This is a genomic window from uncultured Vibrio sp. (assembly GCF_947488985.1).
In the GTDB taxonomy this organism is placed as follows: domain Bacteria; phylum Pseudomonadota; class Gammaproteobacteria; order Enterobacterales; family Vibrionaceae; genus Vibrio.
The window spans coordinates 1-16,651 of record NZ_CANLBV010000087.1 but is presented as its reverse complement, the minus strand read 5'-3'; the positions used below and the strand labels follow the sequence as shown (position 1 = coordinate 16,651).

The 16,651-nt window shown below is 43.4% G+C and carries 12 protein-coding genes; 10 read left to right on the top strand and 2 right to left on the bottom strand.

All coding sequences use genetic code 11. The annotated features are described in order from the left end of the window. Positions 1-225 precede the first annotated feature (225 nt). From thiE to Q1A70_RS15665, 4 genes are all read left to right on the top strand, one after another. The gene (gene thiE / locus Q1A70_RS15680) at positions 226-840 is read left to right on the top strand and encodes a thiamine phosphate synthase (RefSeq protein ID WP_299693534.1); all 615 of its coding nucleotides are present in this window, start codon (positions 226-228) and stop codon (positions 838-840) included. Between the two features lie 425 nt (positions 841-1,265). Then, the gene (locus Q1A70_RS15675; protein WP_299693537.1) at positions 1,266-2,333 is read left to right on the top strand and encodes an AI-2E family transporter; all 1,068 of its coding nucleotides are present in this window, start codon (positions 1,266-1,268) and stop codon (positions 2,331-2,333) included. A 1-nt stretch (position 2,334) separates the two neighbouring features. Continuing rightward, a complete protein-coding gene (locus Q1A70_RS15670; protein ID WP_299693540.1) occupies positions 2,335-2,994 on the top strand; it encodes a potassium channel family protein in 660 nt (219 codons plus the stop codon). A gap of 300 nt (positions 2,995-3,294) precedes the next feature. Further along, entirely contained in the window at positions 3,295-3,888 is a 594-nt protein-coding gene (locus Q1A70_RS15665) for a hypothetical protein (RefSeq protein WP_299693543.1), read from the top strand. Positions 3,889-4,118: 230 nt separating this feature from the next. Here the strand turns inward: Q1A70_RS15665 and Q1A70_RS15660 are convergent, their stop codons facing one another. After that, on the bottom strand, positions 4,119-4,328 hold the full coding sequence (locus Q1A70_RS15660) for a hypothetical protein (protein ID WP_299693548.1): 210 nt from the start codon (positions 4,326-4,328) through the stop codon (positions 4,119-4,121). Between the two features lie 832 nt (positions 4,329-5,160). On the opposite strand from Q1A70_RS15660, the gene Q1A70_RS15655 reads away from it, so the two are divergent. The 6 genes from Q1A70_RS15655 to Q1A70_RS15630 all read left to right on the top strand — a co-directional run bounded on the left by Q1A70_RS15655 (position 5,161) and on the right by Q1A70_RS15630 (position 15,139). Further along, a complete protein-coding gene (locus Q1A70_RS15655) occupies positions 5,161-6,096 on the top strand; it encodes an ABC transporter substrate-binding protein (protein WP_299693551.1) in 936 nt (311 codons plus the stop codon). A 96-nt stretch (positions 6,097-6,192) separates the two neighbouring features. Continuing rightward, positions 6,193-7,146, top strand: a complete 954-nt coding sequence (locus Q1A70_RS15650; RefSeq protein ID WP_299693554.1) for an iron chelate uptake ABC transporter family permease subunit — start codon at positions 6,193-6,195, stop codon at positions 7,144-7,146. Next, positions 7,139-8,089 (top strand): iron chelate uptake ABC transporter family permease subunit, encoded by a 951-nt coding sequence (locus tag Q1A70_RS15645; protein ID WP_299693557.1) that lies wholly within the window; start codon positions 7,139-7,141, stop codon positions 8,087-8,089. Before Q1A70_RS15650 ends, Q1A70_RS15645 begins: the two co-directional genes overlap by 8 nt. Before the next feature lie 12 nt (positions 8,090-8,101). Then, complete coding sequence (locus Q1A70_RS15640) at positions 8,102-8,866, top strand: ATP-binding cassette domain-containing protein (protein WP_299693560.1); 765 nt, start codon at positions 8,102-8,104, stop codon at positions 8,864-8,866. Between the two features lie 314 nt (positions 8,867-9,180). Beyond that, positions 9,181-10,206, top strand: coding sequence for a two-component system response regulator (locus Q1A70_RS15635; protein ID WP_299693563.1), 1,026 nt, complete (start codon positions 9,181-9,183; stop codon positions 10,204-10,206). Positions 10,207-10,249: 43 nt separating this feature from the next. Then, positions 10,250-15,139, top strand: a complete 4,890-nt coding sequence (locus Q1A70_RS15630; protein ID WP_299693572.1) for a transporter substrate-binding domain-containing protein — start codon at positions 10,250-10,252, stop codon at positions 15,137-15,139. Between the two features lie 144 nt (positions 15,140-15,283). Here Q1A70_RS15630 and Q1A70_RS15625 read toward each other — a convergent pair whose 3' ends face one another. Continuing rightward, the gene (locus tag Q1A70_RS15625) at positions 15,284-16,174 is read right to left on the bottom strand and encodes a LysR family transcriptional regulator (protein WP_299693569.1); all 891 of its coding nucleotides are present in this window, start codon (positions 16,172-16,174) and stop codon (positions 15,284-15,286) included. Positions 16,175-16,651: the final 477 nt, after the last annotated feature.

The window sequence follows — 16,651 nt, the reverse complement described above, 5'->3', positions numbered from 1 at the left end:
ACATCGACGCCTCTGCCTTGTATAAATACCCAGCAACTCGCTGCAAAAATCAGCTCGAAAGATCAACACGCCCTAATAATGCTTTATTCTTATAATTCAGTGTTTTGAAGAGGTATCCAATAGCTAGTGTATTCATTAGCTCCTGTATTATTGGCCATGCACATGATGCGGTTTTTCGATAAAATAGCGGAACATAAATTTTGAAAATCGACTCAAAGGTACAACATGAATCCTTATAAGCTCTACTTAGTGACTGATGATCAGCAAGATATAGGCACACTAAAGTTTGTGGTTGAGCAAGCGGTCGCGGGTGGCGTCACCATGGTACAAGTGAGAGAAAAACATGGGGATGTGAGAGCCTTTATTGAGCGTGCGCTTGCGGTTAAGTCGATTCTGGCCGGTTCAGGCGTACCGCTAATCATCAATGATCGAGTGGACGTGGCACTGGCCGTCGATGCTGATGGGCTGCATTTGGGGCAGTCGGATATGCCCGCCGTATTGGCACGGCAGCTGGTTGGCCAAGATAAGATCCTTGGCCTGTCGATTGAAACTGAACAGCAGCTACAAGAAGCCAATAGTTTGCCGATCGATTACATTGGTTTGAGTGCGCTTTTTGCCACATCAACTAAGACTAATCTGAAGAGGCATTGGGGTTATCAAGGTATTCAAATGGCGTTGGAGACAACAAGATTACCGATTGTCGGTATCGGGGGAATCAACGAGTCGAATATTCCGCAGTTAGTTAAGACTGGCATTCATGGCTTGGCGTTAGTTTCGGCGATCTGTCATGCCAAAGATCCGAAAACAGAGACAGAGCATCTATTGTCTTTAATGGAGTGATACTAATTGTCGTAATTCTAGTTGGTTAAAAGATTGATTACGTAGTTTATTTTATTGAAGAATAAAGACTTATCACAAAATCCTGCCGTTTGATGTAGAAGCAATTGTAGGTTACTTACTTATTCGGATAAAGATAGGGATCACTTTACTTGCCATTGATTGAAAATACACGGTCTGCGAAGTTGTGTGTCTAGTTGTGTATTGCTTTACTAAACAACCGTATTTAGAGGTAGGTCATCTATTTACTAAATTCCCTCCGATTTACTTGTGTTTTCCATGACCAGGTTTATGTTTAAAGTACTAATTTTGTTGATGTTAGCTGTTTAAGTGAGTCCGATGAGCAATTACGGAACAACAAGCTGAACTCTGGCGGTATCGACAGTTTTCATAACATCAGTCTTAATTTTACCCGACAAGGACGTCAAATGAAGCTAACGGATGATTTTTCAAAACAGGCCATCGATGCCGCAATCAAAATTGCCGCGGTTGCGATGCTCGTTTATTGGTGTTTTTCGATTTTACGCCCATTTATTTTATTGGTGGTGTGGGGGGCAATCATTGCGACCGCGCTATATCCGCTTGCGGTCGCCATCTCAAATAAAACCGGTATGTCGAAAGGCAAGGCCAGTGCGCTGTTAAGTTTCATAGGTGTGATACTGTTATTGATCCCGCTGGGCGCGCTATCTTCTGGTATCTACACCAGTAGCACGGATTTAATTGCTGGCTTGCAAGATGGTAGCTTGCCTCTGCCCAAACCTAAACCATCACTGCAAGAGATTCCTTTAATAGGCGAGAAAGTCTACGCCACCTTAGTTCACGCTTCGTCGAATATTGAGGGCGTATTTATTAAGTACGCTGAAGAGCTCAAGGTATTGGCCTCTAAAGCCGCGTCTATCTTAGGCTCTTTAGGCGGTGGATTTCTTCAGTTTATTATTTCGACCATTATTGCAGGCGCATTTATGAGTAATGCGGATAAATGCCAAGCGGGTGTGACGCTTTTGGTGGCTCGTTTAACGGATGGTAAAGGTGCTGGCTTGGTACAGCTATCCAAGTCGACCGTGCGCAGTGTTGTACAAGGTGTGATTGGGGTGGCAGTGATTCAGTCCATCATGTCGGCGATCGGCTTAATGATTGCGGGCGTTCCGGCCGCCGCTGTATGGGCACTGGCAGTGTTGCTGGTTGCAATCATCCAACTGCCACCGATTCTGGCGTTGCTGCCTGCGATCATTTATATGTTCAGCGTCGAATCAACGCTAGCAGCAAGCTTGTTTTTAGTGTGGTGTATTTTGGTTAGTGGTAGCGATGCGATTTTAAAGCCAGTGCTGTTAAGCCGGGGTTCACATATTCCAATGTTGGTTATTTTACTTGGTGCACTAGGTGGTATGGCGATGTCAGGTATTGTGGGGCTGTTCGTTGGTGCAGTTATCTTGAGTTTGTCTTATGAATTACTGGTCTCTTGGCTGAACTTAGAGCCAAAAACCGAGGAGAAATAAGATGAAGGCAGTCTCGCAAGACGACAACTTCTATTTCTTATTCTTCGCGCTGCTGGTGTTGTTTTTTGGCTGTGCGGTCATGCAGCAGTTTTACCCACAAGGGCAAAAAACGATTCTGTTTCTCATCATTATTACCCTAGCGATTTCGATTGTTGGTATTCATAAAGAGCGAGCCTTGTATCGATCTTGGTATGGCTTGTTGCTGATCACAGCATCGGTGACTGGTTCTTTCTCGTTTTTGGACGGCTATAACCTATCGCTGCTGACTCTCTCCGCATTAGCCACATTCTTGTTTTCGCACATTTACTCGGCGTTAAAGCAGGTGATGAAAGCCCAAACGGTAACCCCCAACCATATTATCGGTTCGATCTGCATTTACCTATTATTAGGTTTAGCGTGGTCGACCCTCTATTTATTGATTTTGGAGTTCTTTCCTAATGCATTTTATGGGCTAGAAGAGCAGCTCTGGCTTACTAACCTATTCAACGCGATGTACTTCAGCTTTATTACGCTGACGACGGTCGGTTATGGCGATATTTCACCCGCTCTGCCTATCGCTCAATTCTTTGTGTTTATGGAATCTATCATTGGCAGTTTTTACTTAGCGATTATGGTCGCGAGCTTAGTCAGCGTTCGGCTCGCGCAGTCTCACCCTCAGTAGCATCTCTATCTTAGCTGCATGGTTTGAGTAGCAGGATGGTTTGAATAGATGCATATATCGAGATACCATTTTTAAAACCTGTCTTTTGATTAAGTTCGACTGGGTGTCCTTTCGGTTTGAAAATAGTGGTTGGTAAAGAGTAGCTTGGTAAATTATGGTTTGAAAAATAGCCAAAAACGAAAGTATTGAGACAATTTAAGCGCATCGCTTGCTATCACTGATGCAACTACCGAAAAACCGTGGTCAATAATGGTATGATCGTCAGTTCAGCACCATAAGTGATAAAGAATAGGAAATAGAATGACCCACCTTACCGAACAGCAAGAAGCCGCAATGGCGACGTTTAAAGAAAACTTACACCTTCCCAATGGTGGTTTTCATAAACTGATTATCGAGCTAAGTAAGGAATTTCAGCTGCCTTTTCAAAAGGTGCGCGCCGTTTTAAAGAAAGCTCAAAAAGATGTCGAGCGACAGATCCGTGAAGATTTTTCGAGTGTTGATGAGTCGGTTCTTAGCCAAGAAAATTGGTTGAGTATCATTAAGTCGAAGCTGGTCGAGCTGGCGGAAGATAACCAAACGGTCATGGATAAACTGCAACTCAACCTGAAATATCAGAAAGTGTTGGCTGCAACCAATGGTTCAATCACAAGTGAAGACGAGCGTGATGAATTGATCGAAGAGTTGATTCAAGCTTATGAGAAAGAGGTGTTCAAACCTTTACTGGCAATGCTGCACACAACAAAGCTGTATTGGAAGTTAATGCTGGTGGATGAGACATGTAAGATGAATGAGGAGAATCGTGAGAAGTTCAGTGATTACCCTCAACACATGCAAGCTGCAGAACACTTATATACGCTGGATCAGAAGTTAAGGTCGATGCCGTTAACTTATTAGTCCATGAATGCACTGATAATGAGTCATTGGTGATTCAGAGTTCGATATAAGTTGGTTTCAATAGAAGCACGATAACCTAGCTAGCGTTAGCCGCGTGTGAAATGCAAAAAGGGCTAGGTTCTGATCTGTTTTACTTCTACTCTATTTTGTTCTGCTAGAGCGAATTGAGGGTGACATCTTTTATATCTTTGGAACTAGGCGATGTTTCTTTTTGTCGCCTTTGGGAAATGCTACAGGAGTGTGAAATGTCCTAGGGTGTTTCCGTTGCGCGAAACGATAGTTCCGATGCTGTTTCGTTCATTAAATTCAAAGTCGATGAGATAACTGTGGTGTTGTAGCTTGGGCAATATGTGGCGGTGGAGTATATCGCTATTGAGCTGTCGAATCTCGGTGACCCATGAAATCTTTTCTTTGTGTAAGTCTATTTTGATCTTGAGCATTTATTACCTTTTAGTTTATTGACGGTTTTTTCGCGTGATAGTTGGTACCAATGGGTTTGTCGTGTTGTTCTGCGTGACATAATTGTGCCTTGTGTTTATTACATTTAGTGAGCCGAACTATCTTAGGCTTTCGCAAATAAATAGTTTGCGTAAAAGAAAGCAAATAACGGATAGAACGGTAGTGAGGTTAGAATTTAAAAAGCTATTGAATGACTATCTGGGTGAAAGCTGACGCAGAGATGGTGTAACGAGGAATCGAGAACTGTCTTTGTGGAACTTGAACTTACTTTAGCATTAACAGCTCTATAGTTCAGAGCCAAGAGGCGCACTATACGCCTAGTTTTTAAAATTACAACTCAATTAGAAAATAATTTGGAATGAGTTATCGTCACCAATTGAAGGCCCAATGAGTGCAGGGCGGGGGATTGGTCAGGTCTGAGTGGTGCATCGCGTAATCCAACCCTAGACCGATAACGGTATTCGCTCTAGACACTGGTCCGTGTTACTGAGGCGTTTTGTACTAGATACGACTGTTAACCCCTTGTTGTTGCGCGTTATACCATCTTTAAATAGTGCTTTAACAAAATATGAATACTGACTTTTACGTTTATGAATAAGAAAGTGGTTGTATCGCTAATTTAGTGCAAATATAATTGATAATAGTTATCACTTGCGTTGCAATTTTGTTGTCAACACAATGATGCAATTTAAATTATCGTTATTTAGCAGTTGTGTACGCCCCATGCTCACCGATGAGTATTGTAACTTTTTATCAGCGATGTGACTTTTATTGTCATGAGTGGTGGTTTGTATCAATGGCAAAGGAAGAAACATGAAGAAAACAATTAATTCAGTTCGCCAATTATTGAGCGGGCTTGCCATCGTTCTTGCATCATCTTTCATGGTGACCGCTCAAGCGGAAACCGTCACCATTGAACACTCCAAAGGGACAGCGCAGTTTACTGAAGTACCACAACGAGTAGTGGTTCTGGGACATGGTAGCTTGGATGTTCTTGACAAAATTGGTGTGCAGCCGGTTGGTGTTTCTCACAGCTTGCTGCCTGACTACCTAGCATCTTATAAAAATACAACAGAAAATACTGGCTCGCTGAGCGAACCTGATTTTGAAGCTATCTACATGTTGAAGCCGGATATTATCATCGCGGAAAACCGCATGCTTAAGGTTTACGACAAGTTGGCACAAATTGCACCAACCATCATGTTCTCTATTGATGGTGATAAGTACTGGCAAGATACCCAACAAAACTGGCGTACGCTAGGTAACATTTTCGGCAAGCAAGCCGAAGTTGAAGCGATTATTGGAGAGACTCAAGCTTCGATTACTGCTGTATATAATGAAGTCGCGTCTGACGATACTACGGCTATGATGCTAATGAACAACGGCAGCAATATTGCAATGTTTAACAAAGGCAGCCGCTACTCAATTATCTTTGATGATTTTGGCTTTGTAGAATCAAAGAGTGCTACCGTTGCACCAATTAAAGGAACGCACGGTAACCTAATTTCATTTGAATACATTGCCGACGCACAACCGGAAGTGATTTACGTTTTAGACCGTGAAAAAGCGATCGGTCGCTCGGAAGGTCGCGCACCGCAATTGTTCGATAATCCGCTAGTAGCAGCAACACCAGCTGCGCAGCACGACAACATTGTTTATCTTGATACCGCTGCTTGGTATCTGACCGGCGGTGGTATTACCGCAATTCACAAAATGATTGATGACGTAGAGCGTGTAATTCAGCAATAATCGTTCATTAAATATTCGGGCTTATAAGAGTATTCTTATAAGCCTTTTTGCACTTTTCACACGGATTATCCGAGACTTACCTATAGTATTATTTCTATGTTGAAACCCATTGCAGCTGCTGTATTTCTTGTTGTGTTGTGCGTTGCGTCATTGATGATAGGAGTCGCTGAAATCAGTTTTAGTGATCTCTTAAATGGCAACCAACACGCCAACTCTATTTATATTGTTAGTCGGATTCCACGACTGTTAGCGATTGTTCTTGCTGGAGCAGGCTTGAGTGTGTCTGGTTTGATTATGCAGCAAATCGTACAAAACAAGTTCGCCGCGCCTTCTACGATGGGAACCATTGATTGCGCCATGCTGGGCTATATTGTCGGTATTCTAGTATTAGGCAATGCTGCGCAATGGGGCTATTTAGGTTTTATCTTCGCGTTTGCCGTTGCTGGAACCATGCTGCTAGTGCGTTTCTTACAGCATCTTAAATTCAAAAATGCCGTATTGGTGCCCTTGATCGGTATCATGTATGGCAACGTCATTTCGGCACTGACTACGTTTATTGCCTACAAGCACGATTTAGTGCAAACAATGTCGGCGTGGACAATGGCTAACTTTGCTAGCGTATTGCAAGGCAGCTATGAAATCCTGTACCTCGCTGTACCTGCTTGTATGTTGGCCTATTACTTTGCGAGTCAATTCAGTGCAGCCAGCATTGGAGAAAGTTTTGCGAAGAATATCGGCCTGAACTACCAGAAAATAGTATTCATTGGTGTCGCACTGGTCGCAATATGCGCCTCTTCAGTGGTGATGATTGTGGGTGTTATCCCATTCCTTGGTTTAATCGTGCCGAATATCGTGTCATTGATGATGGGCGATAACATGAAGAAGATTTTACCTTGGACAGCTTATTGGGGCGTGATCTTAGTACTGGCTTGTGATTTGTTAGCTCGCGTGATCATCTTCCCATATGAGATCCCAATCTCGATGGTGATCAGTATCTTTGGCGGCATCATTTTTATCTACCTAATCATGAGAGACAAGTCGAATGCGTGATTCAGTAAAAATTGCGATTCTGGCTATCGCGTCTTTAGGGATGACAGCGCTCTTTGTTGGGCAAGGGCTAACGTGGGATAACTACGAGTTTTTCTTGTCGTTAAGAATGCCAAAGTTGTTATCGATTGTGTTGGCTGCGGTGGCGATCTCCGCATCATCACTGGTTTTCCAAACCATCACCAATAACCGTATCTTAACCCCTTCGATTTTGGGTTTTGATAGCTTGTACTTACTGGTTCAAACCTCACTTCTGTTTGTGTTTGGTAGCACCAGTTTTTGGGTTATTGATTCAATCGCGAACTTTGCGCTGTCTGTGACTGTGATGATCTTGTTCTCGTTTGCTCTGTTCCATTTTTACTTTAAGAGCAAGCGAAACAACGTATTTACACTGCTGCTGATTGGTATTGTGTGTGGCAGCGTATTCGCGAGTCTTTCTAATTTCTTAGCGATGCTGATTGACCCGAATGAATTTGCCGTACTGCAAAATGTGATGTTCGCTAGCTTCAATAATGTGAAAGGGGAGCTAGTTTACCTGAGCATGATCCCACTCGGGTTGAGCTTGCTGGGTTTGTGGCTCATGTCACCTAAGCTAGATGTACTTTGGCTTGGTGTTGATAACGCGACAAGCTTGGGCGTGAACACCAAACGATTGACGCAAATAACGTTAATTATTGTATCGGTGATGGTGGCAGTCTCTACGGCCTTGGTTGGCCCTGTATTGTTCTTTGGACTGATCACGGTGAGCTTAGCGCGCCAGATCTTTAGCTCTTATCAGCACCGCGTGTTGATCATTGCAAGTAGCTTGTTGGCGGTTGTTTTGTTGGTGTCCGGTCAATGGTTTATTGAAAAAGTGATGTCGTTTGAAACCACAGTCAGTGTGATCATTAACTTGGTCGGTGGTTTGTATTTTATGTTCTTGTTGTTACGTACCAGAATTCAGTAAAGGTAATAAGTAGTGATTAAATTAACCGGTTTAACGAAGAAGTACGGCAAATCGATCGTGGTTAACGATGCCAGTGCCATGTTCCCAAAGGGGGAAGTCACTTCTATTATTGGTCCCAATGGTGCGGGTAAAAGTACCTTGCTTTCAATGGCAAGCCGCCTAACAGACAGTGATGCGGGTGAAGTGGTGATTGGCGATAAACTGCTTGCTGAGTGGGATACCAAAGAGCTCGCCAAACACCTTGCTGTGCTGAGACAATCTAACAACATCAATATGCGATTTACGATTCGCGAGTTGGTCAGCTTTGGTCGTTTTCCCCATTCGCAAGGTCGCTTGAAAGATGAAGATCATAAAATTGTCGACACGGCGCTAGAGCACCTTGGTATTACCGATATTCAAAACAAATACCTTGATGAGCTGAGTGGTGGTCAGCGCCAAATGGCGTTTATTGCTATGGTGGTGGCGCAAGATACCGAGTATGTGTTCCTGGATGAGCCACTCAATAACCTTGATATTAAACACTCGGTTGAGATCATGCAGACGCTGCGTAGATTAGCGCATGAGTTTAATAAAGCAGTGGTGATTGTGATTCACGATATCAACTTTGCTTCTTGCTACTCAGACAACATTGTTGCGATGAAAAAAGGCCAAGTGGTTAAATCAGGCAAGGCCTCAGAGGTAATTGAAAAATCGGTCATGGAATCTATCTATGAGATCCCATTTGAGATCCGTGAGTTCGATGGCGTTCGGATCTGTATGTACTATTCCGGTCACTGATTGATAGACTATTATTAGCTAAGCTAATCAAAGTGATACATCAAAGAGCGCCGAATTTAGGGGCTCTTTTTTATTACCAGTACCTTTTTATTACTACTCATCTTTTTATTACCAGTAAACAAGCCAGTTGCGCAGCTCCTTTATTATGTGCCAACTCTTGTCGATTGATAGCGATGATAGGCTCAGATCGCTAATTTGACTCCATATCGTGATTTGCGCTCCATTTTTTACAAGTCGTTCTCATTTTCATGTTAGGTCGTGAATATCCATCTACACTAATTCTTATAACTGTTTGATTGTTATAAGAGGTAGCAATGACGCGTAAGCCTATCGTGTTGGTGGTTGATGACACTCCAAGCAATTTGGACGTGTTAACAGCAATACTCAAAGACCCGTATCAAGTTAAGGTTGCCATTAACGGTACCATTGCTATGAAAATTGCCAAGACAATGCCGCAACCGGATCTGATCCTGCTCGATGTTATGATGCCTGATATTGATGGCTATGAGGTATGTCGCCAGCTTAAAGATCAGCCGAATACCGCCCATATCCCGATCATATTTGTGACTTCTAAGATAGAGCTCAAAGATGAGGTGAAAGGGCTTGCCTTGGGCGCTGTGGATTATCTCACTAAGCCTATTACACCTGAAATTGCGCTTCAGCGCGTGAAAACGCATATTGCACTTTATGACCAACAGCGTGTGTTGTTTAGCCAAGTTAAAGAGAAAACGGAAGAGATCAATTTGGGCAAGCTAGAGACGTTAAGTATATTGGGTAGGGCGGCAGAATTTAAGGACACGGAAACGGGTAAGCACGTTGTGCGCATGAGCCATTATTGCGAAATTTTGGGCAAGGCTTTGGGTATGACAGGTGAAGATGCTGAAACCTTACGTGACGCAGCCCCCATGCATGATATTGGGAAAATCGGCATTCCTGATCGCGTGTTACTAAAACCGGGTAAGCTGGATGCTGATGAGTGGGCGATTATGCAGAAGCATGTCGAATACGGGTTAGAAATACTCGGCGCGCAGAGTAATTCAAAGCTGATGCGAATGGCAAACCAAGTGATACGGTATCACCATGAAAAATGGGATGGCAGCGGTTATCCAAACCAGCTTGCCGGTGAAGATATCCCTTTGGTCGGGCGGATTGCAGCGGTTGCCGATGTGTTTGATGCGCTTACTGAAGAGAGGCCGTACAAAAAGGCTTGGACTACCGATGAAGTATTGGCTTTTTTTGAAGCGCAAAAGGGCAAGCATTTTGACCCTAGAATTGTCGATCTGTTGTTTGAGAATTTGCCTCAGATCTTAGCGGTTCAAGCGCTATTTGAAGAGGAGTGAATGTTCTGTGCTCCGCTTAAACAGCGATATTGTTCCATTCGTTATCGGGTTATGGTTCACTTTTTGTGTTAACGCGAGTGCCAGTGCCGCAGAAGCTAACGATACAGATCTCAATCAGTGGCTAAAAAACCAGCCTACCGTTACCTTTATTACCCTTGCTGACCATTATCCATATTCCTTTATTGATGAAGAGGGCAATGTCGCTGGTATTATCAGAGATTGGGCACACGATCTTGAACAGAGGTTTGGAGTCAACGTTAGTCTTGCCACCGTTTATTCTGTTGATGAGGCGAAAAAAGCCCTGTTAGAGGGGCGAGGAGACGTTTACCCTTTTCAACAGTTTGATCCTGGTGAAGGATTCTCCCTAACTCATCCTTATATTCCCTATCAGATCGCGATGATCGTTCCGATGGACAACCCAATTGATGCGGACTTAGATCAAAGGGATCAACGTCGTATTGCTATGGTCAAAGGCAGCATCGATCTAAAACAAGCTGGAATGCAATTAGGAGCGATTGAAAGTGTAAACTTTGATACGACCTCTGAGGCAGTGAGAGCGCTTGATAAGGGGGATATTGATGGCATTCTAGCTGAACCGATTTCGACAATGGAGCTGGTCAGAAAGAGTGGTATTGATGACTTGGCTGTGAGCTATCTCTTAAAGTACTGGAAACGAGCTGAGGTCTCGATGATGGTTCGAAGCGATAACATAGTGTTGCTCACTCTAATGAATCAACAGATCAAAACCTTTGATGTCGATAACAAGAATCGTATCTTATCCAAGTGGTTAGGCAGTTCCGCGTACCGTGCCCCTTTAAAAGGTGTTTTTGGTTTTGATAACCCACCGTATATGTACCCAGATGGCAGCGCTGTCGGGCTAAAACACGATATTTTACAACGTGCTTTTAATGATATGGGCTATCAGTTAGATGATATTGTCACTCTTTCGCCTAGCTCGGCTCAGCAGGCAATGGACAATAACCACTCCGTTACCTTTGTCTCGGGTATTCAGTTTGATGAGCAAAATACTCACTTCCTAAGCGATAGTATCCTTGATATTGAGTACATTCCGGTGTCGCTCGAACGTCGTAAGCTCAACCTACACTCTCAGAATAATCTATTGTTAGGTGCACTATTGGTTGATGACATCGAGCCCATTCAAAACTCGGTTGATGCGCTGAAGGCGACGTTAGACATTGGACGGGTCGACAGTTACGGCAGTCTTGAATCAGCCTTCACTCAGTTGAGAGCGCAAAATATCGATCTTTTATTAGTCGAAAGGCGAGTAATGGAATGGTTCATATTGAATACTCGTTTTATTAACACCACTGAGTTGCACCTGCATGAAAATTACAAAGTCACCTATCCGATTCAGGTCGATTTCAAAACGGAAGCGTTGAGGGATAGCTTCAATGCTGCGCTTAAAAATCTAAAGCGATCTGATGATGGTTTAAACCAAATTATTGATACTCACATCCGAACGGACTTAGGTCCACTGCTCAAAAAAGCGGACATCATTGCGCAAATATCGGCGTATTTTATCGTGAATGATCGCTTTGAAGCGCTGCAAAGTGTGTTTGAGGTTTTTGATATCGATAGCTCGTTTCAAGTGATCACAGCGCAAGCTGCCAACAGCAACCAACTCATTCAATCGTGGCATTTCGGCCGCCTAATCAGCACTGACAGTGATCAGAAGAACCTTTCTCAACTCTCATCTATAACTAAGGCTGCAACCTATAAAACCCAAAGCCGGAACACGATCGCAGGCTCTATGACTTTTTATTTTGATACCGAATCGCTGCAGAAAAGTGGTGGGTATTTTCCTTCAGTAGAGCAGTTTAGTTTTTTAGGCGAGGGGGCAAAACGTTATATTTCTGATATCTATCAGCTCAATAAACTCACCGGTGAGCTGCTTAATCTAAATCAACAGGAGCGGCAATGGATCAAGAATAACCCGAGCGTGAGGATCGGCGTTATTCCTAAGTCATTACCCTATGAGAGCATATCGAGGAACGGTGAATACATTGGCATGATTGATGATTATTTAACGCTGATTGAGCGAAAAACGGGCCTTAATATTGAACATGAAGAGGTTAGCAGTTGGGGAGACGTACGCAAGCTGGTTAAGTATCACGATATACAGTTGATAGCTTCATCAGCCGAGAATCGCTCATTAGGTGCCAATGTCCAAGCTGCCAATAGCTTGTTCTCAGATCGTTTAGCTGTTGCTGCAAGTCGTGATAACAGCAACTTAGATCTTGACGACAATAGAGGGTGGAAAGTTGGCATTCTCGCGAATTCTGCAAACATGCAAGATATTGTTAAACGGTTTCCTTATGTTGAATGGGTGTTTCTCCGATCGACAATAGATGGCATTAATCGTCTAGATGACCAAACTTTGGACGGGGTGATTGACACCGTTGAAGTGTTGAACTATTTAATCGACTCAAATGGCTATCGAAACTTAGGTATTACCGATCGCTTAGATTTTTATTTATCCCCTACATTCCATGTCGATCAATCCGAGCCGCTATTATTGTCGATCATTAATCAAGTAATCAGCAGTATTTCCGCGAGTGAACATCAAAAAATATCGGCGAAATGGGCTGCGCCAAAAGCGATTGAAAAAATCGACCATCAATTGGTGTACACAATTTCAGCCTTTTCGTTGGTTATCGTATTGCTCATCGTATTTTGGAATCGAAAGTTAGCCAAACAAATCACGATTGCTAATGATGCGACAAAAGCGCTTCGTCAAGCGCAAAGTCAGCTATACACTATGCTAAACAGCTCCCCTATCGCGGCATGTGTTGTGGTTAACGATAAGGTTCGTTATAACAATGATACCGCAAGGCGATTGTTTGACTTTGAAGACCAAGAGCAGGCTACGATTGATGTGCTAGGAATCTATGAGTCATTAGAGGTACGTGAAAAAATATACAAGGAGCTCAACTTCGCGGGCAAAGTGGTTAATGCAGAACTGGTGCTTAAAAAATTTGATGGCACTCGATTTGTTGCACTGGTCAGTTACTATCGTTTCGATCTGGATGGCGAGTTGGCAACGCTATTTTGGGCATTCGATATTTCTCAAATGAAGCAACTCAATCAACAACTCGAACAAGAGAAACAAAGAGCTGATTTAGCCAGCCAAGCCAAATCGGAGTTCCTAGCCAACATGAGCCACGAAATAAGAACACCAATGAATGCGATAACTGGCCTGTCTTATCTGGCGATTGGCGAGATTTCAAATCCAATCGCCCGCAACTATATCGAGAAGGTTCACCGCTCAGGGCACTCACTGCTGAGCATCATCAACGATATCCTCGATTTTTCTAAGATAGAAGCGGGTCAGTTGTTTATTGATAGCATTCCGTTCAATCCTATGGATACCTTCGAAGATGTGATTGAGCTGATGAGATTAAAGGCGGATGAGAAGCAGTTATTGCTGTCTATGTCGGTCGCCCCAGAGTTGAATACGCCGATGTTGGGTGATCCGCTGAGGTTATTTCAGGTGATCCTTAACCTGATTGGTAATGCGATTAAGTTTACTGAAAAGGGGCAGGTTGCGTTGAGTGTTGAATTGATTGAGTTGGGAGACGCTCATTGTTCGATGCGCATCGCGGTGTCGGATACTGGTATCGGGATATCAGAAGAGAACAAGAGTAAGCTATTCCAAGCGTTTAGCCAAGCAGATAGCACCACGACCCGCAGGTTTGGGGGGACTGGGCTTGGGCTTAATATCAGCCAAAAGCTGGTTGGCGCGATGGGCGGTGAGATCACGGTAACCAGTGTATTAGGACAAGGCAGTCGCTTTTCGTTTCGTCTGACACTACCGAAATCGACCCCAGAAGCGCTGACTCAATTTAAGTCTCAGGAGCTGCAACTTGACGACCAAATTGAGTTTAAAGGACAAAAAGTGCTGCTGGTTGAAGATAATGAACTCAATCAGGATCTTGCCTTGGCCTTTCTAACACGCTGTAAACTGACGACAGACTTAGCAGTCAATGGACAGGAGGCATTAGCATTAGCAAAGACGCATCGCTATGAAATGATCTTAATGGATCTGCAAATGCCTATTATGGATGGCTTTGAAGCGACACGCTTGATCCGCGAATTCGACAAAGAAGTTCCGATTATCGCGATGTCGGCCAATGTGTTTGGCGATGTCAAGCAAAGCGCAAAAGAGGCGGGGGTCAGTGACTTCTTAGACAAGCCTGTGATCATAGATCAAGCGATCTTTTTGATTACCAAGTACATCACACCGGAGGTAATGACAAAAAGTCATCCAGTAACGGCATCAACGAAGAGGTTGAGTGAGGGAGATATGGCGGCGTCACATCTAGCGAGAGATCGCGCAAATGTTTCACCAATCTTTTCCCTTAAACGCTTTGAACAGCAGACGTATCACGATGTTGAACTCCAGAATAAACTGGTGCAAAAATTCCATAACCAAGCGCCTCAAGTCAGGGACGATGCGTTTGAAAGCCTCTCAAAAGCGGAGTGGGGTACGCTTGAAAGGAACTTGCACACCTTGAAAAGCATGGCGGCATCGATTGGTGGAGTGCGTCTGGCTGATAGGATGAGTCGCTTGGAAGAAAGGGCTCATCATCGTCAGTGTGATGAAATCGAGCTAGAAGAGGGACTCGGTGAATTAGAACCCTTGCTAAAAGAGTTGATAAACCATTTTGAAGTGCCGCAAAAAAAAGGGTTCTCTGAGGTCTGCGAATATAAGGCCGATGCCATCTCACAAGTGCAGCATGATACTTTGTTGTCCTTACTTGAATCTTATGACAACGATTCAGCGCAGTACGTCACAAAGCTACTGGTCCTTAATCCGAATCACCCCACGCTTTTAGATATTCAACGAGCACTTGACGAGTATGATTTTGATCGAGCAAGTCAGGTGCTTGATACCCTTGAAGTTGATCAGTAATCATTGAATTGGCGGCGTTAAACAAACGCCGCGCGTCTTATGCTGGAAGGGCATGCTGTATTTTTTCATTTTCATTTTCATTTTCATTTTCATTTTTATTTTCTACGCTCGAAGCTAACCGCGAAAAGAGTCCATGATATACGCTCAACCACTGACATTTTGTTTGATTAATTCAATCACCGTATTGTACCGATGTGGCAGTTTGCGGTTTCTCTTTTGGACCAAATACAGGGTTTCTTCGACTTCTACCTTCGGTGGTACGACATGCAGTTTATCTCTTTCAGGGAAGTGTTCGACTGCGCCAGCGGGTAACACAGTAAAGCCTAACCCTTTGGAGACAGGCAGCAATATTTGGTGAAGTTGGTTGATATAGCCAGACTTGGGGATTTCATTAACGTTGATGTTCGCTAACTCTTTATCTCCGCACAAATCAAAATACAACGATAGATAATGAGCGGAGTCTGGATGGGCTATGAGACCAATCTCATGCAGCACTTGTGGTGTGATCTCAAGGTCAGCCAGGCTATGGTGCACGATAAGGCATAGCGCCTCTTTGCCGATGACTTGGCTTTGATAGTAGCTGTCGTTTGGCGAATGCCGAACAATACCGACGTCGGTCGTACCGTTTATCAAGTCATTCAAGATTTTTTTGTTTGGTGCCGCTTCTAGGTTAATGCTGAGTTCTTGATGTTGCTGCTGCAGTTCAAGAAGCTTGGGATAGAGGCGTAAAGAGAGTGAACCCGAGCAGGACAGGTGACACTGGCCGGAATATGGGTTATCAAAGCTGAGCGATTCAAATAGATCTTGTTGGTCTTTCTCTAATTTGAGCGCGTAGCGATACATAATATGACCTTGTTCAGTCAGCTCGAAGCTCTTATTTTCTCTTGATAGCAGGTCACAATCACAAGCTTGCTCAAGCTTTTTAATGTGTTGGCTGACTCCAGGTTGCGTCATATATAACTTTTCAGCCGTTTGGGTGAAATGGCCAACTTCCACCAATGTCTTAAAGGTGTTGAGCCAAAGTGGATTGATCATACCCGCCTCTAAATAACTAAAAATTATTAATATATCATTTAATGATAACCTCAACTCTAGATTTAAAATCAATACAGATCAAAGTCACGTCAATCAAAATGATGATATTGGCAGGTGGGATGCGGTTGGTACTGGCTGTGCTCTGGATATTTGGGTAAATCGGACCGGCAAAGCAACCTGTGTGAAACAGGTAATTATTATTTACATAATATAGTGTGTGTGAATACAAAAGTATGATGTTTGCTTTTTGTCATAACTTCAATGGTTGTATATTATTTGCTAAATAATAATGTACAAAAGTTAATATTGATGACCGTCAGCTCACCATCTCAATCCCGTGAAACGCTTTTAAGTGCTCACGACCAACTTGTCTCAACGACCGATCTCAAAGGTGTGATTACTTATATACCCGTGATCATTGAAGGTGCTTGATTTTTAGTAAAATCAGGATCATGCTACGAACTATGATAATTACAC